This window comes from Pseudomonas sp. KCJK9000 (assembly GCF_046230725.1).
Lineage (GTDB): Bacteria > Pseudomonadota > Gammaproteobacteria > Pseudomonadales > Pseudomonadaceae > Aquipseudomonas > Aquipseudomonas promysalinigenes.
In genome coordinates, this window is sequence record NZ_JBJJLN010000026.1 from 39824 (window position 1) to 60945 (window position 21122).

Below are 21122 nucleotides of genomic sequence, written 5' to 3' on the forward strand. Positions count from 1 at the left end.
CTATGCCATCTGCCATCCTCGCCTGGGACAACAAGGCCGCGCCTAGCAGCACCATCATCACGCCGAGCACCGAGGTGCCCACGCTGCCGGCCGAAAACCTGAAAGACCCGCACATTGCCAAGAAATGGCGCACCACCAGCGTCACCGGGCAAAACCTGCGCATCGACCTGGCCAGCGCCCAGCCCGTGCAGGTGGTGGCGCTGATCGGCACCAACCTGACCGCGGCCGCGACCTGGCGCGTGCGGGCCAGCAACACGGACCCGGCGGTGGCCACCGGCATCACCTACGACAGCGGCACCGTCTCGGCAGGCGTCGATATCGCCTACGGCCTGGCGTCGCTGGTGATGGCCAGCGAGATCACAGCCCGCTACTGGAAAATTGACCTGACGGACAGCGGCGCCAGCGGCTACCTGCAGGCCGGGCGCCTGTACATGGGCCCGATGTTCCAGCCCAAGGTTAATTACAGCTACAACTGGTCGGTCGCCTACATCGACCCCAGCCGTAAGCGCCGCAGCCGCGGTGGCCAGCAGTACACCGACATTCAGCCCATGTACCGGGCCGTCGCCTTCAAGTTCGACTTTCTGACCCAGGCAGAGGCCCTGGGCGGCGTCCTGGAGCTGGACCGCAACTGCGGTTTGCACCGCGACCTGCTGGCGCTATTGGACGTTGACGGCAGCAACCGGAGCGACCAGGCCATCTGGGGTACGCTCGAAAATTCCAGCGAAATCAGTAACCCGAGCTTCGGGGTTTACAGCAAAGCCTATCGAATCGAGGAGAGGCTCTAAATGGCGTTCAACGTTGCGGACAGGGTCCGCGAGTCCAGCACCACCACCGGCACCGGCACGCTGTCGCTGGCGGGCGCTGCGTCCGGGTACCAGACCTTTGTCGCCGGTATCGGCAGCGGCAACAACACGTACTACTGCATCACCGACGGCACCGCGTGGGAAGTCGGCATTGGCACCGTCACCAGCGGCAGCCCGAACACCCTTAGCCGCGACACCGTGCTGGCCAGCTCCGCCGGCGGCACCACCAAGGTCAACTGGGCCGCCGGCACCCGCGACGTGTTCTGCACCCTGCCGGCCGACAAGGTCATCAGCAAGGAATACGGCATTCCGGCCGGTACCGCCGCGCTGCCAGGGCTGCCCTTCACCGGCGACACCAACACCGGCATCTACCAGCCCGCGGCCGACCAGATCGGCTTTACCACCAATGGCGTGGTCGCGGCGATCATCAACGCGGCCAACCAGTACCTGTCGGGCTCCCTGGGTACGGCCGCGCTGCCGATTTACAGCTTCAACGCCGACCCCAACACCGGGATCTACAGCCCCGCGGCAGACCAAGTGGGCATCACCACCGGCGGCGTCGTGGCGGCGATCATCAACGCGGCCAACCAGTACCTGGCCGGCAGCCTCGGTACCGCCGCCCTCCCGATCTACAGCTTCAACGGCGACCCCAACACCGGGATCTACAGCCCCGCGGCAGACCAGGTGGGCATCACCACCGCCGGCGTGGTCGCGGCAATCATCAACTCCAGCAACCAATACCTGGCCGGCAGCCTCGGCACCGCGGCCTTGCCTATTTACTCGTTCAACGGCGACCCCAACACCGGATTTTACAGTCCTGGCGCCGACACCATGGCGCTCAGCTTGGGCGGCGCAGCACGCGCCACCTGGAACACTGGGAACCAATACCTTGCAGGCGGAGGGGGTGGCAGTACGGCCCCCATTTTCAGCTTCGCCGGGGACCCGAACACCGGTATGTACACCCCGGGAGCCGACACGCTGGCGTTTGCCACCGGCGGCGTTTCGCGGATCACCATCGGCTCTGACGGCATCCCCCTGTTCGATGCCGGACCAATGAACGCCAACTTCAACGCCGGCAACGCGGCCGGCGCCTTGGAGGTCCGGGCCAACCCTGGCGCAGCGGCTATCGTGTTCCACCGGCCAGGCAACTACGCCATCAAGGCCGGCCTGGACTCCGACAACGTGTTCAAGATCGGCGCTTATAGCGCTACGTACTCGCTGAACTACAACGGCGGCAACGGCGATATGTCGATCGCAGGCACCATGACCGCCGGCGGATTCAGCACGGCAGGCAGTGTGTATGCAACCAACAACCTGTCCGCCAACGGGGTGTTCGCCAACATCGCCATGTATGTTGGCGGCAACCTCGTCCCCCACGCCGGCAACGGCGCCGGCGAAGTCGGAAGCTATGGGTTCTTCGTCATCGGCGGAGGCGCCGCGACCACGCCTAACTCGCTGGTCGCAGGCGGCAACATGCGTTACTCCAACGGCTGGGGCACCAAGCCATCGGTCGTATCCCCGCCTGGCACCTGGCGAATCATGGGTTACATCCAAAACGCCGACGAAACAGACGGCGATAGTGCCACCGTTTGCATGAGGGTCTCTTAATGCCGAACATCCGCAACCCCAAGTACACCGAGCAGGGGCAAATCAACGTCGAGCTGGAGCATGCCACCCTGGGCTGGATTCCATATACCGCCTGCCCGAATGACAGCGATCTGGAGGGCCAGGCCATTTTCGAGGGGCTGGTGCGCGGCGACTTCGGGCCGGTCGAGCCATTTGTTCTGCTCCTCGAGGTGGTGCAAAAGCGCAAGCGCCGCGAAATCGAGGCGTGGCGCAAGGCCGCCGAAGCCGCCGGCATGCCTTGGACTTTCCCGGGCAACGTCCAGGACGTTGTCCAGCTGCGCGACGAGCGCGACATCGCCAACGTCAACGGGCAGACCACCAGCGCGCTGATCATGCAAACCGCCGGCGTCACGACCGCTGCGCTTCCGTTCCGAGCCGCGAGCGACGAGACGTACCTGCTCACCCCGGTGCAGATGGTGGAAATGGGCGTAGCGGTGGCCACGTTCCTGGCCAGCAACTACCAGAAGGCTTGGGCGCTGAAAGCCCAGCTCGATGCAGCAACCACCGCGGCGGAAGTCGAGGCGATTGTATGGCCAACAAACTAGACCTCTCCGCATACGTGGCGAAATACGGGCGCCGGCCCTATTGGATCGGCGTCCTGATCGGCATCGATCAGCTCGTCAACGCCATGCTGGGGGGATACAACGACGAAACCTTGTCGAGCCGGGCCTACCGAGGTGCCAGCGCTATCAACGCCAAACGGCGCTGGCGCTGGGCCAGGGCGGCCATAGATGCGCTGTTCTGGCGCGATCGGCAGACATTCCCCGACGGCGTCGTCATCCGCCACTGCCAGCTGGCCTACCTGGGCGAGCTGGCCCGCGAACACCTCCCCCGCGACTTCGCCAGTCCAGCCCGTTCTGTGGCCACGGAATAGCCGCCTGTAAACTCCCGGTCAGCGGTACCGGGAGAGCCGCGCACGCGCCGCATTGCGGCATTTCAAGCCGCCGTGCGCGGCAGCGCTACCGGGGAGCCAGCTCATGACGGGCGACACCTTAACCATCGTTATCTTTGCCGGTGGCATCGCCACCAGCGTCTTCGGCTGGTTTCTGCGCCAGCAGATCGCCGCCCAGCAGGGCGCATTCGTGCGCCTAGAAAGGGAATGCGAGGCCAACCGCAACCAGATCCAGGAGCTGCAGCGCGAGCAGCACAACTTCGTCACCCGCCAGGAAATGGACGAGTTGCGCAGCGGCATCAAGGCCGACCTGGAGAACATGCGCCGGGTCGAGATCAAAGAGCTGTATGACCTGCTGCGCCAGGAAACCCGCCAGATCCGCAACGACATGCGCGATGACGTCAACCAGCTGTCGCGCAACCTGGTGGAGCAGATCAAGCAGATGCACGCCACCGCTGGCAAGGGGGCCACCGTATGACCCTCCAAGCCGCAGTAGCCTTCCCGGTCGCCTTTGAGCGCGTCGTCGGGCACGAAGGCAAGTACCAGGACAACCGCAAGGACCGGGGCAACTGGACCAGCGGTGTGGTTGGCCAGGGCGAACTCAAGGGCACCAAGTACGGGATCAGCGCCATGGCCTATCCCGACCTGGACATCAAGAACCTGACGCTCGAGCAGGCCAAGGCCATCTACCGGCGCGACTTTTGGGACCGGGCGCAGATGGGCCAGCTGCCGGCAGCAGTGGTGTTCCAGCTGTTCGACATGGGCATCAACCACGGATTCGGCAACACCATCCGCATGCTGCAGCGCGCCGCCGGCGTGCTCGATGACGGCCGCGTCGGGCCGATCAGCCTGGCCGCCATGGCCAAGATGGACCTCAACGACCTGATCATGCGCCTGGCCGCCCAGCGCCTGCGCTTCATCGCGCAGATCAGCACCTTTGACGAGTTCGGCCGCGGGTGGGTTAACCGCGTCGCCGGCAACCTGGAATACGCAGCAGAGGACAACTGAATGGACCCCATCACCATCGCGGCCGCCACCGGCCTGATCAAGACCCTGGGCATTGACCAGGTCGTCGGCCGCTGGCTCGGCGGCGACAAGGGCGCGGCGTTTGCCGGCAAGGTCGTAGACGTCGCCCAGCAGGTCACCGGCCTGCGCAATCCCGAGGAGATCGCCGAGCAGCTCAAGGCCGACCTGGCCGCCAACGCCACCCTGCGCCAGCGTGTCCTGGACCTGGCCGACGCCGAGGCCCAGCGCGAGGCCCTGGACCGCCAGAGCGCCCGCGACATGCAGAAGGCCGCGCTCGAGCAAGACGACGTGTTCAGCAAGCGGTTCGTCTACTACTTCGCCGCCGCCTGGTCGGCGTTCGCCATGACCTACCTGGTCGGGATCACGTTTATCGACATCCCGGCCGGCAGCCAGCGCTTTGCAGACACCATCCTTGGCGTGCTGCTGGGCACCATCATCCCGATCATCATCGCCTACTTCTACGGCAGCAGCCGCAGCAGCCAGGGCAAGGACAACGCCATGCACTCGCTGGTCGAGGTCGTCAAATCCAAGGGAGCTGCCTGATGAATGTCCCGATTCGCTACATCATCGCCGCAGCCTGGCAATGGACCTGGCTGGCGATCGTCATCGGCGCCGGCGTGCTGCTGACCTTCTTTCCCATGGGACCGCTGGTCATCGCCACGGCGCGGTTCATCCGCAGCCCGGAAGGCCCAGCGCTGGCCAGCCATGAGCCGAAGTACATCGCCCAGGGGTCGTCGGGCCTGTGGGCCTACAAAGCCACCACATGGCCGCTGTTGCGCCTCTGGAACAACCTGGAAGACGGACTGCTCGGCGAGCCCAGCGGCAAGCACAGCGCCCGGGAGAAGGGCAACGAGCGCAGCGTCGGCGCCCAGTACCGCTGGCTGATCCGCAACCCGTTCAACCAGGCCAAGCGCACCAGCCGGCTCCTGGCCTGCTACGTCAACGACTGCGTCATCGATTGGTGGGGGAATTACGCGGTGACCGACAAGGCGCCGATCGTTGAGGGGTGGCACTTCTGCCGGGCGACAGACAAGGCCACGGGGCGGGTTTACTACGGTTTCCGCCGCGTCCGAGCCAACCCGGACGGGACGGTGAACAACCTGGTGCTGGGCTTCAAGATTCGACCGGAGCACGCCAACCAGGTCCAGGACGCCGACGACCTGGACAAGGCGTTTACCCTTCGCTGGCAGCGAGCATCGCAGCCCGACTGACCGGCGGGAAATCGAAGAAATCCCCCACCTTGCAGCGCAGGATGGGCGCGGCGATCGCCAGCAGCGACGCCGGGACCTTATTCTCGCCCCGCTCATAGTGCGACAGCTGGGCCTGCGAAACCGACAGGCCCGCCTGCTGCATCTGCACCACCATATCCGCCTGAGACATTCCCGCCTGCTGGCGCATAGCGAGCAGACGGGCGCCGATCGCCTTGTCGATCGGGGAAGGGCGCTTGGCAGCAGCAGTCATCAGTAGCCACCTCGACGAGCGCGCAGGACGCCAGAATGCGGCTTGTGGGCCTCTGCGCGCTGGTAGCGGTAGAACACCGACCAGCAGTCCGCGTAGGCGTCATGCAGCGCATGGTCGCGCACCGAGTCCTTGAAGTTGCCGTAGTTGATCGCCGACACCAGCTCGGCGGCCTTCACGGCAACCCGGGCACGCGGCACGAAGGCGCGGAACAGGTAGTCGCGGCCCTTCACCTCGAGCACCTCGGCCTCGGGGAAGGCGGCCTCGATGTGGCCACGGGCGCGGGCACGCACCAGCAGCAGGTCGTCGCCGGCAGGGGCGAACTGGGCCAGGTCACGGTCGGACGGCTGGACGATCGAGAGAAAACCGGTGTTTAACATCAGCCACATAGGGGCAACTCCTACAAAATTGGTTCAAGTTTAAAGCGGACGTCGATCAGACGCCCCTGGTACTGGGCCAGCACGCCATCGATGTACGGCTCGATGACGTCGACCAGGAACTGGTGCAGCAGCACCCGGCTGTAGGTGGTGAAGCGGTCATGATCGACCGCCACCGCCTGTTGCCCGGCCTCGTCGACCTCGAAGTGCTCGACCTCGTAGTCAACGCGCCAGCGCCTGGGCGCCTTGGCCAGCGCCTGGATGTTGCCGGTCATCACCGGCGGCGCCTCGGGACCTTGTTTCACCAGGCCCCAAACGGCGCGGGGCTGGACGCGCCGGCCCCGGGCTTTACGACTCATGCTTTCGCCAGCGCCTCGGCCAACAGGGCGTCGAACTCGTCGACCGACAGCGGCTCCCAGCAGTCATTGACCAGCTGGTCGTGGTACCACTTGAGGCCCGAGTAGTGAACACGCAGGCAGACGCCCCCCAGGATCACCATCGGCCCCTTGCAGGCAGGCGCCGACATATACACCTGGGACGGGGCGCGCACCGCCAGGTTCTCCATGGCTTGGCGCAGGGCGTCCGGGCTCACCTTCGCCGGCGACGTCACCTCGGCGGCCTGCATGGCGCGGTAGACGGCCACCAGGTCATCAATCCCCAGGTCAGAAGCCCCGACGCGGAAGCCGCGGCGGTCCAGCTCGGCGAAGCCAGCAGCGGCCAGCGCCTCACCTTGCACGACCGGCGCCGGCGGCGCGGCCAGCGCGTCATCGGCCACCAGGTCGACGGCCAGATCACCGACCGCCGCCCGCATGCGATCGGGCAGATCGGCCACATGGCAGCCGCCCTCGACCGCCGACAGGGCCTCGGCCAGCAGGGCGCGCAGGCGCTCCGACTCGGCCGCAGGCACCACCGGGACGCTGAAACGCCCGGCGCCCTCGCCGTGGCCCATGCTCTCGGCCCGCTGGCGGCCCTTCACGCTCAAGAACTCGTCGCGCTCGGGGTCAACCCAGCCCAGGACCGGCTCGCCGTCCTCAAGCGGCAGCAGCAGCTCGCGGATGCGCTCCTCGGCGCTGCGCAGCTGGCGGGAAAGGTTGTCGCGCACCTCGAAGGCGTGGTCGCGCTGGGTCACCAGGGCCGCGTTTGCCTGCACCAGCTGCTCGAAGTCGGGCGCGGCCGCATACAGCCGGGTCTTGGCCATGCGCTCGATCTCGCCGGCGAGCTGGTACAGGTGCTCGGCGTTAAACCGGCTCTCGCCGCCGATCGGGCGCTCGTTGTTGGCCAGGAAGCGCAGGGCCGCCGGCACACTGCTGTCGCAGCCGTTCCACCACTTCACCGGCTCCGGGGCTGGGTCGTCGGCGCCGACGGTGGTGAAGGTCACCCAGGCATAGCGGCCGCCATCGATCTGCACGCCGCCGTAGCGGCGGGGCAGGGCGCCGCCGGCCAGGCAGGCGAACAGCGCCGATTGCAGGGCCCGATCGGGGCAGCGGTGGTTGGCGTCCTCCTCGATCTCCACGGCCTGCTCCTCCTCGAGGAGCGGGAACAGGTCGCCCAGGGTGACCTCCGACGAGGCCAGCAGCATGGCATCCCACACGGCCAGCGCCAGCGCCAGGTCGTCGAACGCCGGGTTGCCCTTGAAACGGGCCACGATGCCGGCGCCGGCCTCGGCGACAGGCTCGGCCACCAGGTGGCGCTCGATCAGCTTCCAGGACGCCGGCAGGGCCGCAGGGCGGGGGTACAGCGGCGTGTTGCAGTAGTCGGTGCGCAGGGCGCTGCCGGCGACGTTGCGCGGCTGGCCGTCCAGGAGCGTGCCCGGGGCATGCTCGCGCGGCTGGCGAGTGCACAGCAGCAGCTGCTCGCGGTTGGCCCAAACCAGCGGCACGTCGGGCAGCTGGCGCAGGGCGTGCAGCTCGACATGGGCCGCGTGCATGGCCTCCATGGTCTGGAAGGACAGCACCACCTGGTGCTTGTCGGCGCCCGATTCGATCGTCAGGTAGCCCGAAGAAAGGGCCGGTTTTACTTGTTCGCTCACTTTCCACCCCCACAGGTGCATTTGGCCGCGCGGCCTTGCCAGGCCTCCCACATGAACTGCTGGGCGGGAGGGCCGTATTCAGGTGCATGGCGGGACCCGTCGAAATCGCGGGTCGGCGCGCCGGTTGTGTGTTCGGTTTTGAAGCGGTCGCAGTGCCAGGCCTCGAAGCCAGGGCGCTCGGCCTCGTTCGCCGGCGCCGACGGCGCCTTCGGGATCAGGTCGCGCAGCTTGCGGTGCAGCGCCGGCGGCAGACCGCGCTCGGCGTTTACCAGGACCTCCTCCAGGGCGGCACGCAGCTGGCGGTTCTGCTCCAGGACAACGTCGCGCTCCAGGGTGGCCGCATACAAGGTCGACACGCGCACCGGTTCGGCCATGGCGTCGATCGCCTCGTAGGCGGCCACCTTGGCCAGCACCGGGCCAGCCCACAGGCCCAGGGCGCAGGCGAAGTCGGCGGCCAGGCGCTCGTCGATATAGCGGTTGTAGGAGTGGGTCCCCAGGTGCTCGTTGAACAGCTCTTTCACGAAGCCACGGCCGCCGGCGCTGGTGTTCAGGTCATGCTCTTTCATCAGGGGCGCCTCAGTCATCGAAGCCATAGGTGAAGTCGTCAGCGTCGCAGTCAATCAGCAGCTTGGCATTGCCGAAGTACAGGGCCGCCAGCTGCTTCTCCCACGGGGTGTAGATCTGCATGTCGAGGGCGATCTTCTTGTCATCCAAGGTGGCGGCATAGACCTCACCCACGCGGATCACCGGGTGATGCGGGAACGGCGCCGGGCGCGTTTCGTCGGTGATGCGGATTTGCATCCGGTGTTTCAGCTCATGATCGTAGCGCCGGCGGGAGCTTCGGAGGCCGCCGCCGCGATGCGACTCCTCGGGCTCGGGGTCGAAGGCGACAACCAGCGTCGGGCCGTAGGTGTCGGACTCCTCGAAGCGGATCTCTGGCGCGCTCCAGCGCTCCTCGGCGGCGCGTTCTTTGTTGTCCTCGATGAACGCCTCGAGCAGCTCCTGCAGCGACACCTCGCCCTTGACCAGGCCGTCACCCGACAGCACCGCATCAATCGACTTGTTGGCCTGCTGCAGCAGCTGATCACCCACGGCCGAGGCCTCCCAGCGCTGCTTGAGCTGGTTGGCCACCAGGGCGTTATAGCGGGTCAGCTCGAAGATATCGCTCACGCCCGCCGGCATCGCGGCGGCGAGCGCTTCCTTGATGGCCTTGCCCAGGTCGCCGTAGGAGCGGGTCAGGTCATCGACAACCGACTTAAACAGCTTGTCCAGGCCCTCGTCGATCAGCTCGCGCGGGCGATCGGACACGGCGTAGGCCGAAACGCGCTCGACCATCAGCTGCTCGAGCGTGAGGCCACGGGCCGGAATCTGGACGCCTGGGGCGGCCGCTGGGGCCTCGGCGGCCGTAGGAGCGGGCGCCTGGACGGCGTCGGTTGGGAGAACAGGGGCATTAGACATCGGGGACTCCAGGTGGGCAGGTTGCGCTTTCAATAGGGCCGCATGGCGGGCTTTGCAGGGTTTACCGCAGTAGGTGCCCCAACCCCGGCGAACGGCCGAGGCGGTGGCTTGGAACGGGGAATTGCAGTGCAGGCACTGGCGATCGACCATCGCCGGCTTAGGCGTTCTAGGCGACATGGGCCTTCTCCTGGGCCTGCAGGAAGCGCAGCGAGGCGTCGCGGGCCTGCTCGCACTGCTCGACCTCAAACAGCCCGAAGTGGCACTGCTCGACGGGAATGCGCAGCTGCTCGGCCAGCCAGGCATAGGCGCCCTTGCGCGACTTGAGGCGCAGTACGCGCCAGATGCGCTCGAAGGGCGCCTTGCAGTTCTGGCGGGCGGTGCGCAGGGCTTTGTTGGCCAGCGTGCCCAGCGGCAGGTCGGTGTCGGGATGAAGGCCGACCATCGCGTCGCAGTCCTTGCACCAGTAGGCGAAGGGCCAGCCGCCGTAGGAGCGGCCGCGGTAGATTTCCGAGTTGTCCACCAGGGCGACCGGGCCGGAGCAGTAGCGGCATTCGGTCGGGATCGGCAGGGCGTCGTTGATGCGCCCCAGGGCACGCCGAGAGACGTGCGGCAGGGGAGCTGGGGCCGCAAGCGGCCCCTTGCTGTTGGCGCGTGGATCGATCACAGCCGGGCCTCCAGGCGCTCGACCGAACGGTGGGCGTCCATGTGGAAGGTCACAACCTCGCCGGTTTCCATGCGCAGCTCCAGGTCGACGTCGTCACCATCGACCACCTTGTCGATCACGGCGCCGGCGCTGCCCTGGATGGTCATCAGACGGATATCCATGCCCACCACCACATCGGCGGCGCGCATGGTACCCACGCTGCGGCGCAGCACAGTGCTGATGTTGCGGACCTGCGACACCACGCACTCGCAGGGCTCGCCGGTTTCGATGTTGAGGCCGCTCAGGCGGCCGCCGGCGACGTCGACCAGGCCGACGCGCATGACGACCAGGGCAGCGGTGGTGACGGTCACGGCATGGCCGCGGGTCAGGTTGGCGAAGATCGCCTCAGCAGTAGTTGGGATAGACATGGCGGCTCTCCGGGGGGCTCAGAACCAAACGCGACGGGTGAACAGCACGACGGTGCCGTAGACGGCCGGCAGGCTTTCGGGGTCGGTGCCCGGGCGCTGGGCGAGGGCGTTAGCGCGGTAGATCGCGGTGGCGCGCTCGTTGCGCACGCGGTCGGGACGCAGGGCGCTGACCTCGTCGACGAACATATCGCACGGCTCGCCGTTGAACAGGACGCTGACCTGCTCCCAGGCAAGCACGCCCAGGACGGGGTCGATCAGGTCGGACAGGGCGCGGTAGCCCGGGTTGGTCGGCAGCTCAGCGGACAGGCGCTGCTCGGTGCCGTCGGTCTTGAGGATCAGGTAGTCGGTGGACGGGGTGGCATTGGTCATGGCGGTAGGTGCCTCAGCTTTGGCAGCGGCCAGGGCGGTCGCCAGCTCTTTGTGGTCCATGGCGCGGATGGCCGCGATCTTGCGGAAGTAGGCCTCCCACATATCGACCGAAGCGTCCGAGATCGGACGAGTCGGCTTTTGCAGCAGATCGATCAGGGAGTTGCGTGCACTGATGCACCAGGTAACGAGGGCTTGGCCGGCAGTAGAAGGGCTGTAGCCGTAGCGTGCGATGGTCGACATGGGGGGCTTTTCCGTAGCAGTGAGCGGTGTTGTTTGGTGAGGTGACTATAAGATCACCTTTTGATCGTAGCAAGTAAAAAGTATGGGAAATTTCCTACGGCGCTCTAACCGCAGAGCCCGTTGCAGCCGTGACTTTGCGGCCTGCCGAGCGTAGCGAGTGGCGCACGTTGACGGCGGCAATACGGGTGATGCGACCGGCCGCGGCTTCGTCGCTGGCCACCGCGTGCACGGTGGCCCCCTCGATCGCCTCGACCAGGATGGCCACGTGCTCAGGTCGATCGACCAGGACCCGGTGTAGCGGGTCGCGCAGGGCGGCGTCGGCCTTGCCGGCGTACTCGAGCAGCACCAGGCAATCCAGCTCGCACTCCTCCTCGAACAGCTCACGCATACCGTCCAGGTCCAGGGCGGCCAGGAAGGCCAGGCGGTGACGCACCACCTCGGCCTCCGACTTGTTGAAGTTGATGGCAATGGTCATCGATCAGGCCTCCTCGGCCGGGAACAGGTTGTGGTGGCCACAGACCACGCGATCGCCGCGGCGAAGGTCGTGCTCATGGGCGTAAAGGGTGGGGCCGCTGATGCGGCCGATCAGGCGCTCGGCGTCGACGGACAGCACCTCCAGGGTCAGCGTTTCCGCTCCCGGCAGGTCGTCGCCATCGAGCACGACGCGCACCTTGACGAAGTTGCCGACGGTGGCGCTGGCCAGCACGGTGTAGGGCGGCTGGTGCGCCTCCAGGCGCGGGAAGTGCAGCGGGTCGATCAGCGCATTGACCGCCCAGGCCTCCAGCGGCATGTGGCCGATCAGGGCGAAGTCGCGCGCCGTCTCCAGCTGCGCTTTGCCCCAGGCGGCCTCGGCAATGATGTTGTCGGCCTGGAAGACGTCGGCGACCTGGTGCAGCTCGCCACAGGCAACGGTGACCGCGACGGGCCAGGTCCAGGCCAGGCCGACCACGCCCTCGGACGGGATCAGCAGCACGCTACCCAGCGGCGCATTGCCGGTTTGGGTGGCGTCGTAGGCTTCCTTGGTGGATGCGAACAGCAGGGCTTTGAGTTCACGCATGGCGGCAGCTCCGATGGGTAGCGAATTAGCGTTTTAGCGAAAGGGCGAAAGGGCGAACCCCTCACCGCTCCCCGTTGTTGACGGCTTCCACCTGGACGTCGGCGCGGCAGTTGTAGCCCCGCTGCTGGGCGGCCAGCTTGGTGGCCAAGTCCTCGCGGCCGCACCAGCCGACGATCCCCCAAGGGCCACGGGTGGCGTCGCCCCACAGCTCGTCATGCTTGGCCAGGCGGGCAAGGCGGCAGGCATCGGCGTAGGCCTGGGCGTCGGCGTGGCCACCGATCGCCGCCTGGGCCTTGTCGAAGTCGGCCTGGGTGACCGGGTAAGCGCTGAGGCTGCCGCTGTTGTGCCGGTAGTGGTTGCCGGCGCCGGCCGCCACCTGGCTCGAGTAGAAACGGAAGTTGTCCAGGTCGGTCGGGTAGATATCGTCGCGGGAGGCGCGCAGGGCGACCAGGTCATCACGCACGATCACGACGTGGCTGTATTCGCGGGCGGTGGTGCGGGTGGCGATTTCGCCGCAAGGCAGGGCGTGCTTAAGGGTGATTTTCTTGGCCATTTTCAGGTGCTCCGTTGTTCGTTTCGATGGGCCTATATAAGCTCGCCTTTTAATTCAAAGCAACTTGTTTGTGTGGGATATTTCCAACGGGCAAAAAAAGACCCGCGCTAGGCGGGCCGCAAGTTCTGGAGTACTCGGTGTCGCAGTTTTCAACGGTCCAACGGTGAAAAATTTTTAGCGAAATAGCGAATTAGCGATTTCGCTTAATAGCGTTTAGGCGATCGACTCGCCGAGCAGCTGCAGGGCCAGCCGGGCGCCGGCACGGAAGCCAGCCAGCTCGGAGCCGGTCAGCGGATCGGACTCGCCGTCGATCGAGAAAAGATCATGGTCCAGCACGCCGGACTCACTGGCAGCGGCGCGCAGCACCAGCAGGGCGTGGTTAACGCGCTTCTGCAGGATGGCCAGAGCGCCAGGACCGACGTCGGTCTCTTTGAGCGACAGAGCGCTGTCAGAGCACAACAGGGAATTAGGGTGGTACTGCGAGCCCATCGTCACGCCTCCAAAATGCACCAATCGTCCGCAAACAGATCCGTAGGGGTCGGGACCCACACGGCGAGCGGGCCGAGGACGGAAGTCATCAGCAGGCAAGGCAGGCGTACAGGCTCACCTGGCGCGCAGTCTTGAAAGTGCTTAGAAGGGATACCGCCGATTTGAGCAGGGGCAGAAGCGCCAAAGCCATGTTGGCCGACCTGACAGATGATCGAGAGGCCAGTGACCTCCCAGGAGGAGCGGCGAACGGTATGACCAGCCTTGGCAGCGTCAAGCGCCTGGCTGAAAGACAGCGTATGAGGAGAAGGCTGGCGCATGGGCGCTCCATTTCAAAGGGATCGTGGACTACGCATCGGTCTGGACCCTGGAAAAACCCACCCAGCTGCGGGTGATCCTGATTGGCTTTCCCAAGGTCCAGGCCGATACGCCTAAGTGATGGAGGGAGGTCCGTCACCGAGTGAGTCGGGACCGGTTACGCCGATCAGGCGACATCTGCCATGTATCCCAGGCCCCCCTGGGATACCCCGTGATGTACGGGCAACGATACCGTTATGGCTACGGTTGGAGGCCGCATGTCTGCAGCGAGGGCGAGACTACCCACGGGGCCGGCGAAAGGCTACAGAGGCCAATCCGGTCACAGCGGTATGCGGCCCGCTTCCTGGCCAGGTTTAACGTGCAGGGTGAGCTGTCTTTCCCAGGAAACCAGGGCGTCGAGCGGGTAGACCGGAACGGTGCCCAGGTAGGCAAACAGCGGACCCTTGCCGGCGGTGCGCCATTTTTCCAGCGTCGACACGGCCAATTTGCCCTGGTAGCGGGCAACCACCTCGTCAACGAACAGGAACTGGCGCTGGTGCTCGATGGCGAGCACCAGGGTTTCAGTAGCGGGCAGGGGGATAGCGACTGCGGCGGTCATTAGGCTAGCACCACGCGCGAGCCGTCGGAACGCATAGGCGACAGAATGCCTTCGGCCTCCAGGGCCTCGACCACCCGCGCCGCACGGTTGTATCCGATCTTAAACCGCCGCTGGATGGCCGACACCGAGCCACGGCCGGCAGCCCGCACGAAATCCCGCGCCTCCTGCATGATCGGGTCAGGGCCATCGCCCTCGTCGACCGTATCTGTGGGAGCGGGCGGGATCGACAGCGTAGCGGTGACGCCGGTACCGGCCAGGCCGATCAGGTTGGTGACGTCCACGCCCGCTCCCACAGCGGCCGGCGCGGCCGTCAGCTGCTCGACCGACACGCCCTGGGGGATTTCCTCGCCGCCCAGCGCCGGCAGCAGCTCGGCCAGGAACTCACGCAGGGTCAGCAGCATGATCACGAACGACACGTCCTGGTAGGACAGCGGGTCCTCGCTGTCGGCCTCGTCGGACGCTTGCTCCTCGAGGAGGTCGGCGAACGATAGCCGGCGGATGCCCATATCTTCGACCAGGTCAAAGGTCAGTTTGTCGCCCCAGGCGAGCGACAGGTTGCGGCACAGCTTGCCGGTGGCCAGGTGCATCTGCACCTCCTCGCTCGACAGGTCAATGCGCTTGAGTTTGACCACGCCGCCGCCATCGGCCGACTCCTCGAGTTCGCAATTGTCGGCCAGGTAGAAGCCCTCTGGCGTCTCCTGGGTCTTGAGCCAATGGGTCATGGTCGCCTGGGGGTTGATCTTCACCGTCAGCGGGCGCACGGGCAGGGAGCCCAGGCACTCGCGCAGCGTCGACAGGATCGCCTCAGCGGCGCCGGGCGACTGGGTGTTGACCAGGACGCGCTGCTCCACCAGGTCGAGCACGGCATAGGTCGTCTTGTGGGTCACAAAGGCGCGCGGCAGCATGGTCTGCAGCAGCTCGTCCTTGATCTGGTCGCGCTCCTTTTTGTAGACCTTGCGCTGCTGGTCGGCCTCAATGGCTTTGACCTTGGCCTTGACGGCCTCGTTGACGACCGAGCCCTTGAGGTCGCGTGTGGAGATCTTCATGGCCACCAGGTAGGCGCCCTGGCCAGCGTGTGCCAGCAGGGTGGCGCCTTCGCCCAGGGCGGGCACGAAGCCCGCCGTCGACATTTCCTGCGAGGCCGGCTCGCGGTGCGGCTTGCTGGCCAGGGCAGATTCCAGGGCCGACGCGCTGAGCGTCAGCGGCTGGGTAAGGGTGTACATACGCAGGTTGGTGAAGAACATAGCGGCGATTCCTTATCAGTGGACCGGGGCGGCAGGGGAGTCGACCAGGAGCGGGACGGGCTCCTGCAGGGTCAGGGCCAGGCGGTTGCTGTAGTCCCAGGCGCGCCGGCCAATGTCATTGCTCGAGCTGCGCTTGCTGTCGTGCCACTCCAGCAGGCGCTGGGCACGCTCCTCGGCGCCCAGCAGGTCGAGTTCGGGGCCGATTTTCAGGCGATCGGCGAGGGTCCCGTACAGCACTGAACCCAAGCAACGCACCATCGCTTCGCGGTGGCGACTATGTACGTCGTACAGAGCCTGCTCGAAAGATTCGCCGAATTTACGCTGGAACCACGATTCATGGCCGAACTCCATGAACGGCGGCATGGCGGCGTCGCCGTGGCCATCGCACTGGCGCAGACCATAGCGGCCCTCGCCGAAGACGCAGGTGGCCACCGCCGCGACCTTGAGGGACGGGGCGACGAGGGTGTACGGGTCGGACGGGTTGACGAGCGAGAAAACGATCACAGGGAAGACTCCAGGAAAAAGGGGGAGGGGGCGCTTACGCGCCCACCGCTGCGGCTACGGGCTCACCGAGCCACTGAACGTCATAGGTGCCCGGCAGCGTCGGCGGCTCTTTGAGCGTGCCCAGTACCAGGGCGGTGGCCAGCTCGCCGGCGGTGGCCAGGCCGTGCAGCCAGCGCAGGCAGGCCGATCGGCTGCGCAGATCGAGGACGTCGACGCGGTCCAGGACCAGCGACGGCACGCCGGCCAGGTGCAGGATCGCCTCGGTGAGCATCGCGTCAGCGCGCCAGCGGCCCGACTCTGACGCCAGGGACGCCAGGCGCTGGCCGTAGTAGATGGTCATATCGGCGCCGACCTGGACCTGCGACCAGCCCGTCGCGCCGGCGGAGACGCGCAGGCGGTCGTTTAGCGGCTTGAGGGCCTTGGACAACAGCTCGTTAGGCACGCCCGACGGCTCCAGGGCGGTGGCCAGCGCGTCCCAGGCTTCCAGGGCCTGGTGCAGCTTGAGCGCCCGCTTGGTTTTCTCGCCGGCTTCGGCCGCGGCCTGCTGCTTGGCCACCAGCTCGTTGCGCTTGAGCATGTCGGCGGTACCGGCCTGATCGAGGGCGGAGATATCGGCGGTGATTTCCTCCACCGAGCGCGGCTGCGGGGCGTCCTCGGCCTCGTCCAGGGCGGCCAGGTGCGCATGCACCCGGTCGACCAGGGGGCGGGCCTTGGCCAGGCGTGCCGAGGCGGCGTCGATCGCCCGCTGCTGGCTTTGGACCTTCTCGGCGAAATGCTCGATCTCGCCCTTCAAGCGCACGCGCTCCTCGGCGTATTCGTCGACGCTCTCCAGCTGGCCAACGTACTCGACCAGGACGCCACCCTTCATCACCAGCGGCTTGTCGCAGCACGGGCAAGCCATGGTTTGCGGCGGGGCGAACGGCGCCGGCAGCGCCAGGAGCTCGGCCGTCACCCGATCGAGTTCCGCCTGGGCCTTGCCGCGCAGCTCGGCGCCGTTGCGCACGTACTGGTCCAGCTCGAGCAACCAGATGCCGAACTCGACGCCCTGCGGGCAGCCCAGCTCCGCCAGGGCCTCGCGGGCCTGGATAGCCTTGTCCTCGCGGTCAGACTCGGCGGCCTCGTCGGCGCGCACCTTGTGGCGCTCGCCGATCAACACCTCGCGGCGGGCGGCCATGCGGTCGCGCCTCGCCTGCAGCTCGTCAATCTGCGCCTGAATGTCCTCGGGAAGCTCCGGTACCGGCGCCGTCCAGGTCAGGGCCTTGGCCGAGCCGTACACCTCGCCGGTTACCTCTTTCCAGGCGCCCCGGGCTTCGCTAACTCGCTCTTTAGCGACTTTCACAGCCGCATCCAGACCGCGCTCCATCGCCGGCAGCAGCGCGTCGACGCGGCGGGCGTCGTGGCCACGCTCCACCAGCAACTCGGCCACCGCGGATACCGACGTCGAGACGTTGAGGGCGCCGAACAGCGCCTTGCGGCGCGCGTCCAGGGGCAGGGAGGAGAAGTGCTGGTGGTTGACCAGGAACGGCCACAGCTCGGGGCGGCCTGCCGCGGCGGCGAAGTCACCGGCCAGAGTGGCCTTGCCGTCGCCGACGTTGCGCACGATCGCCGCGTCGCCCAGGGTCAGGGCAACGGCGCCCTTCTTCTCGCCCTCGGTGATCAGCGCCTTGCGGGCGCCCTTGGTTTCCAGGCGGGCGCATTCGCCGCTCAAGGCGAAGTCCAGGCCCTCGATGACCGACGACTTGCCGATCTCATTGGGCCCGCACAGCAGCACGATCGGGGCCTTATCCCAGGACAGGGTCAGGGCGCGGTGCGGCATCCAGTTAGTCAGTTGCAGCTGGGTCAGTTTCAATTGGGCAGCCCTCCAGGGGCAGCGGGGCACGGGGCCCCGCGACAGGGTTATTCGGCGTTGAACAGGTCTTCAGGCGGGTTATCACCGAGCGGGCGGCCTGGCGGCACGTCGTCGACCGGATCGGGCTCAGGGTCCTGGGCCTGCTGGCGCTGCTCCTGGACCGGCGCAGCCTGGCGCGTCTCGGCCGCCGGCTGGCGCTGGCGCTGCTGACGCTGCTGGGTCTGTTGGGTTTGCTGCTGTTCCTGGACCACCACCGGCTCAGGCTCGCGGGTTTGGGTCTTGACCGCGTGCAGGCCCTCCAGCTGCTCGACCTCCTCATGCTCGATCAGCTCGGCAGCGCGGGGAATCTCGCCGTCGTTGACCATGGCCAGGGCGGCGTCGGCATCGGAGACGGCGGCCAGGTCGATCACGCCGGCATCGCTCTGGCTGTCCAGCTCGACCGCCAGGCTGAGGGCGGCATTGCCCATCGGGAGCAGCTTCGCGTGCTTCTTGATCGCCGACTTGATGGCCATATCGTCCTCCCACATCACCCACGGCGTATCGGCCAGCTTTTTAGCGGCCTTTTCGCGTTCGGCCGGGCTGGTGGCGCTTTGCAGGTTGCGCTCCAGGGCGTTGAAGGTCTCCGACCGGCTGCGGATCTTGTGCAGCTCGGACAGCGGCAGCACGGTGGCCATCTCGCCAACGTCGGTCTTGGAGTAGGCGAAGGCGCCGATCAGGTCGCCGCGCTCGGTGTCCAGGTTGATCCGGTACCGGAGGAACGAGTCGGAGCCGACCATGTAGTCGAAAAGGTCACCTTTATGGATGGCACCGGCCTGAATCTGGATGCCGGCCCGCCCGGCCAGGGTAATGAGGCCCTTGTAGCCGATCTGAAACTGGCAGTCGTACACATCCACCCACTGGTTGCCCTTCTTCGCCCGGCGCTTGTACGGGATCAGGTAGGCCAGGCCCTGCGGGGTGTTGGGCTCCAGCCCCAGCGCCGCCGACGTCATGAAGGCGCCGAGGACGGTCTTCGGATCGCACTGCAGCAGCGCCGGCGTTTTGTGCACGGCGTTGACCATCAGGCGGCACATGCGATCGGGCGACATATGCTTGCCCACCACCGCGGCAATGCCCTGTTTGACCCGGTCGGAGTCGAGCATGTCGAGGAGCGCAGGGCGCTGGCGCTGGGCCGGAGCGTTCTGGTTGTCGGTGTCGCGGTATTGGTTCAGCGGGTTAGCGGACATAGGGAAAGTCTCCGGGGGTTACTCGTACTGGGCCCAGCGCTCGGGGTAGGGCAGCGTTTGAATGTTCTGGTGGTAGCCCGGCCACACATCGCTGTGTAGGCACTTGGCGTACTCGACAAGGGTGTCCTGGTATCGCTCGCGGGCCTTGGCGACCAGCCAGCGCGGCAGAACCCAGGCCTGGTACTGGTAGGGGTAGGTTTTCTCGATGGCCAGGAACAGAAACTCCTCGATCGGCGCATCGAGCGCGGCCAGGCCGTCGGCGTAGAAGGCGTTCTGCCAGTGGTAGCGGTACTCGCGCACCGACGACATGAACTTCTCGCCGGCGTCCTCGCACGACTTCAAGTCGAAGCCAATGCCGTGCTCGAGCAGCGCGCCGTCGGCCTTGCCGCGGCACTCGACGCCGGTCAGCGGGTCGCGCCAGAAGAAAGCGAACTCCTTGGTGCAGACCGGGTGGGTCACCAGGTCGCGCAGCACCCCGGGGCGGCCCAGCACGGTGTCACGCAGGCGCAGCGCATCCTCGTACTCGGGGCGCTTGATGACCTGGCGGCCAGCAGCCCGGGCCTCGTCGGCCGCCCATTCCTTGGTGCCGACGCGGGTAGCGTCGGATGCCATGAAGCGCTTCTCGAAGTCTTCCGGCTCCAGGATGGCGCAGTGCATCAGCTTGCCGAACGACTGGGCGCGGGTTTCGTTGCGCTCGCCGTATTTGAGGTGCGCCGGCGACTTGGTGGAGAAAACCTTGAGCTGGGAGTTAGACACGGCGTGGTGCGAGAAATAGGTCTCGTCGGGGAGGCCCAGGTAAATGCCTTCACCCATCGGGTATTGCGACACGGGGTCATAGTTGAGCAATTGAAATGATGACATTAGGAACCTCCTTTGCGATGGCCATACGTTAGGAAAAATCCTACACCCTTGCAAGTCCCAAAACGAAAGAATATGCGGCTTGCAGTCCGGTCAGAGGCAACAAAAGGAGGTTCAAACGCTGGCGCCAAGGGGGCGGCGTTTGCCGTGGGAAATCTCCTAACGGGCGTACAACGACGAGTTGCGCGCCCGCACGGCCGCATATAGCCTTGCAGCCATGGGAAAAATCCAAGACTCAATCGCCAAATTCCTCGCCGCCCACCCCGAAGTGGGCGAGTGCCGCATCGGCCGCGAGGCACTCAATGACCCCGGCCTGGTTCGCCAGATCCGGGAAGGCCGGCGCGTGCGCGAAGACACCGCCGAGAAGATCCGCCTGTGGATGCGCGCCTACGCCGCGAAGGCCAGGCGCCAGGCGAAGGCAAAAGCGGCGAAGGCCGATAAGGCGGGCTTATGAACGTAACGCCATCGAGCGTCACGGACAGCCGCGTGACGACGTTCTTTGTGCCCGGCACACCCCAGGGCAAAGGACGCGCCCGCAGCTATGTAAAGCGGGACCGGGCCGGCAAGCTGGCGCTGAACGAGCGCGGCCGCGTGGCCATCGGGCACGTCACGCCGAAGAAGACCCGCTGCTATGAGGAGGAGATCGCCTGGCTGGCGGCCGACGCGCGCAACCACCCGCCCAGCACGGCGCCGATCGGCCTTGTGCTGGACATCCGCAAGACCATCCCGGCCAGCTGGCCAGCCTGGAAGAAAGCGCTGGCCACCAGCGGCCTGATCCGCCCGACCACCAAGCCCGACGGCGACAACGTGCTCAAGGCGGTCAAGGACGGCTGCAACGGTGTGCTATGGATTGACGACTGCCAGGTTGTCGAGGAGCTGGTCCGGGCTTACTATGTCCAGGAGCGCCCCGGCCTGGTTGTCCAGGTCACACCCCTCGCCGCGCTCCCCGCGACCATCACCAGCAAGCCCAGCCCCGGGTTGCTGAGCGCCCTAAGTAGCACACTCACCCTGCCGGCCAAAGAGCTGGACTACGCATAACCATGATTATGTTAAACGCCGCGCGGTGACGTGACGGCGTGACGT

The 21122-nt window shown here is 66.4% G+C and carries 30 protein-coding genes and 1 pseudogene; 10 read left to right on the forward strand and 21 right to left on the reverse strand.

The window, feature by feature from the left end; translation table 11 throughout:
* Positions 1 to 2 precede the first annotated feature (2 nt).
* The 8 genes from ACK59H_RS13495 to ACK59H_RS13530 all read left to right on the forward strand — a co-directional run bounded on the left by ACK59H_RS13495 (position 3) and on the right by ACK59H_RS13530 (position 5558).
* On the forward strand, positions 3 to 785 hold the full coding sequence (locus ACK59H_RS13495) for a hypothetical protein (protein WP_409264526.1): 783 nt from the start codon (positions 3 to 5) through the stop codon (positions 783 to 785).
* On the forward strand, positions 786 to 2411 hold the full coding sequence (locus tag ACK59H_RS13500; protein ID WP_409264527.1) for a hypothetical protein: 1626 nt from the start codon (positions 786 to 788) through the stop codon (positions 2409 to 2411).
* Positions 2411 to 2974: a hypothetical protein gene (locus tag ACK59H_RS13505; protein WP_409264528.1), complete on the forward strand. Its 564-nt coding sequence runs from the start codon at positions 2411 to 2413 to the stop codon at positions 2972 to 2974. Before ACK59H_RS13500 ends, ACK59H_RS13505 begins: the two co-directional genes overlap by 1 nt.
* Positions 2959 to 3303 (forward strand): hypothetical protein, encoded by a 345-nt coding sequence (locus ACK59H_RS13510; protein ID WP_409264529.1) that lies wholly within the window; start codon positions 2959 to 2961, stop codon positions 3301 to 3303. Before ACK59H_RS13505 ends, ACK59H_RS13510 begins: the two co-directional genes overlap by 16 nt.
* A gap of 103 nt (positions 3304 to 3406) precedes the next feature.
* Positions 3407 to 3799 (forward strand): hypothetical protein, encoded by a 393-nt coding sequence (locus tag ACK59H_RS13515; RefSeq protein WP_409264530.1) that lies wholly within the window; start codon positions 3407 to 3409, stop codon positions 3797 to 3799.
* Entirely contained in the window at positions 3796 to 4329 is a 534-nt protein-coding gene (locus ACK59H_RS13520) for a glycoside hydrolase family 108 protein (RefSeq protein WP_409264531.1), read from the forward strand. Before ACK59H_RS13515 ends, ACK59H_RS13520 begins: the two co-directional genes overlap by 4 nt.
* On the forward strand, positions 4330 to 4890 hold the full coding sequence (locus ACK59H_RS13525; protein WP_409264532.1) for a hypothetical protein: 561 nt from the start codon (positions 4330 to 4332) through the stop codon (positions 4888 to 4890).
* Positions 4890 to 5558 (forward strand): hypothetical protein, encoded by a 669-nt coding sequence (locus ACK59H_RS13530; protein ID WP_409264533.1) that lies wholly within the window; start codon positions 4890 to 4892, stop codon positions 5556 to 5558. The genes ACK59H_RS13525 and ACK59H_RS13530 overlap by 1 nt, the downstream gene beginning before the upstream one ends.
* Here the strand turns inward: ACK59H_RS13530 and ACK59H_RS13535 are convergent.
* The 21 genes and pseudogenes from ACK59H_RS13535 to ACK59H_RS13635 all read right to left on the reverse strand — a co-directional run bounded on the left by ACK59H_RS13535 (position 5521) and on the right by ACK59H_RS13635 (position 20042).
* Positions 5521 to 5808 (reverse strand): helix-turn-helix domain-containing protein, encoded by a 288-nt coding sequence (locus ACK59H_RS13535; protein ID WP_409264534.1) that lies wholly within the window; start codon positions 5806 to 5808, stop codon positions 5521 to 5523. The two genes, ACK59H_RS13530 and ACK59H_RS13535, sit on opposite strands and share 38 nt — an antisense overlap.
* Entirely contained in the window at positions 5808 to 6194 is a 387-nt protein-coding gene (locus ACK59H_RS13540; protein ID WP_409264535.1) for a hypothetical protein, read from the reverse strand. Before ACK59H_RS13540 ends, ACK59H_RS13535 begins: the two co-directional genes overlap by 1 nt.
* An 11-nt stretch (positions 6195 to 6205) precedes the next feature.
* Positions 6206 to 6541, reverse strand: coding sequence for a hypothetical protein (locus ACK59H_RS13545; RefSeq protein ID WP_409264536.1), 336 nt, complete (start codon positions 6539 to 6541; stop codon positions 6206 to 6208).
* The gene (locus ACK59H_RS13550) at positions 6538 to 8211 is read right to left on the reverse strand and encodes a hypothetical protein (protein ID WP_409264537.1); all 1674 of its coding nucleotides are present in this window, start codon (positions 8209 to 8211) and stop codon (positions 6538 to 6540) included. Before ACK59H_RS13550 ends, ACK59H_RS13545 begins: the two co-directional genes overlap by 4 nt.
* A complete protein-coding gene (locus ACK59H_RS13555; protein WP_409264538.1) occupies positions 8208 to 8777 on the reverse strand; it encodes a hypothetical protein in 570 nt (189 codons plus the stop codon). The genes ACK59H_RS13550 and ACK59H_RS13555 overlap by 4 nt, the downstream gene beginning before the upstream one ends.
* Before the next feature lie 10 nt (positions 8778 to 8787).
* On the reverse strand, positions 8788 to 9669 hold the full coding sequence (locus tag ACK59H_RS13560) for a hypothetical protein (protein ID WP_409264539.1): 882 nt from the start codon (positions 9667 to 9669) through the stop codon (positions 8788 to 8790).
* Positions 9670 to 9835: 166 nt separating this feature from the next.
* A complete protein-coding gene (locus tag ACK59H_RS13565) occupies positions 9836 to 10333 on the reverse strand; it encodes a zinc-finger-containing protein (RefSeq protein ID WP_409264540.1) in 498 nt (165 codons plus the stop codon).
* Positions 10330 to 10740 (reverse strand): hypothetical protein, encoded by a 411-nt coding sequence (locus ACK59H_RS13570; RefSeq protein ID WP_409264541.1) that lies wholly within the window; start codon positions 10738 to 10740, stop codon positions 10330 to 10332. Before ACK59H_RS13570 ends, ACK59H_RS13565 begins: the two co-directional genes overlap by 4 nt.
* Before the next feature lie 18 nt (positions 10741 to 10758).
* Positions 10759 to 11349: a hypothetical protein gene (locus tag ACK59H_RS13575; RefSeq protein ID WP_409264542.1), complete on the reverse strand. Its 591-nt coding sequence runs from the start codon at positions 11347 to 11349 to the stop codon at positions 10759 to 10761.
* A 94-nt stretch (positions 11350 to 11443) separates the two neighbouring features.
* Positions 11444 to 11824 (reverse strand): hypothetical protein, encoded by a 381-nt coding sequence (locus ACK59H_RS13580; RefSeq protein ID WP_409264543.1) that lies wholly within the window; start codon positions 11822 to 11824, stop codon positions 11444 to 11446.
* A 3-nt stretch (positions 11825 to 11827) separates the two neighbouring features.
* Positions 11828 to 12406: a hypothetical protein gene (locus ACK59H_RS13585; protein WP_409264544.1), complete on the reverse strand. Its 579-nt coding sequence runs from the start codon at positions 12404 to 12406 to the stop codon at positions 11828 to 11830.
* A gap of 61 nt (positions 12407 to 12467) precedes the next feature.
* Positions 12468 to 12959, reverse strand: coding sequence for a hypothetical protein (locus ACK59H_RS13590; RefSeq protein WP_409264545.1), 492 nt, complete (start codon positions 12957 to 12959; stop codon positions 12468 to 12470).
* Positions 12960 to 13172: 213 nt separating this feature from the next.
* Positions 13173 to 13448 (reverse strand): hypothetical protein, encoded by a 276-nt coding sequence (locus ACK59H_RS13595; RefSeq protein ID WP_409264546.1) that lies wholly within the window; start codon positions 13446 to 13448, stop codon positions 13173 to 13175.
* Between the two features lie 2 nt (positions 13449 to 13450).
* A complete protein-coding gene (locus tag ACK59H_RS13600) occupies positions 13451 to 13765 on the reverse strand; it encodes an MW1434 family type I TA system toxin (RefSeq protein ID WP_409264547.1) in 315 nt (104 codons plus the stop codon).
* Between the two features lie 317 nt (positions 13766 to 14082).
* Positions 14083 to 14361 carry a hypothetical protein gene (locus ACK59H_RS13605; protein ID WP_409264548.1) on the reverse strand — a complete coding sequence of 93 codons (279 nt, stop codon included), beginning with the start codon at positions 14359 to 14361 and terminating at the stop codon, positions 14083 to 14085.
* Positions 14361 to 14531 carry a DNA translocase FtsK gene (locus ACK59H_RS13610; RefSeq protein WP_409264555.1) on the reverse strand — a complete coding sequence of 57 codons (171 nt, stop codon included), beginning with the start codon at positions 14529 to 14531 and terminating at the stop codon, positions 14361 to 14363. Before ACK59H_RS13610 ends, ACK59H_RS13605 begins: the two co-directional genes overlap by 1 nt.
* Positions 14532 to 14687: 156 nt before the next feature.
* Positions 14688 to 15605: pseudogene (locus tag ACK59H_RS13615) on the reverse strand (recombination-associated protein RdgC); the annotation flags it as partial.
* 15 nt (positions 15606 to 15620) lie between these two features.
* Positions 15621 to 16109 carry a hypothetical protein gene (locus ACK59H_RS13620; protein ID WP_409264549.1) on the reverse strand — a complete coding sequence of 163 codons (489 nt, stop codon included), beginning with the start codon at positions 16107 to 16109 and terminating at the stop codon, positions 15621 to 15623.
* A gap of 34 nt (positions 16110 to 16143) precedes the next feature.
* Positions 16144 to 17958 carry an AAA family ATPase gene (locus tag ACK59H_RS13625; protein WP_409264550.1) on the reverse strand — a complete coding sequence of 605 codons (1815 nt, stop codon included), beginning with the start codon at positions 17956 to 17958 and terminating at the stop codon, positions 16144 to 16146.
* 47 nt (positions 17959 to 18005) lie between these two features.
* A complete protein-coding gene (locus ACK59H_RS13630; RefSeq protein ID WP_409264551.1) occupies positions 18006 to 19181 on the reverse strand; it encodes a recombinase RecT in 1176 nt (391 codons plus the stop codon).
* Between the two features lie 18 nt (positions 19182 to 19199).
* A complete protein-coding gene (locus ACK59H_RS13635; RefSeq protein WP_409264552.1) occupies positions 19200 to 20042 on the reverse strand; it encodes a PD-(D/E)XK nuclease-like domain-containing protein in 843 nt (280 codons plus the stop codon).
* 214 nt (positions 20043 to 20256) lie between these two features.
* Between ACK59H_RS13635 and ACK59H_RS13640 the strand changes: the two genes are divergently transcribed.
* A complete protein-coding gene (locus ACK59H_RS13640; RefSeq protein WP_409264553.1) occupies positions 20257 to 20493 on the forward strand; it encodes a hypothetical protein in 237 nt (78 codons plus the stop codon).
* On the forward strand, positions 20490 to 21077 hold the full coding sequence (locus ACK59H_RS13645; protein ID WP_409264554.1) for a RusA family crossover junction endodeoxyribonuclease: 588 nt from the start codon (positions 20490 to 20492) through the stop codon (positions 21075 to 21077). The genes ACK59H_RS13640 and ACK59H_RS13645 overlap by 4 nt, the downstream gene beginning before the upstream one ends.
* The last annotated feature ends 45 nt before the right edge of the window (positions 21078 to 21122 follow it).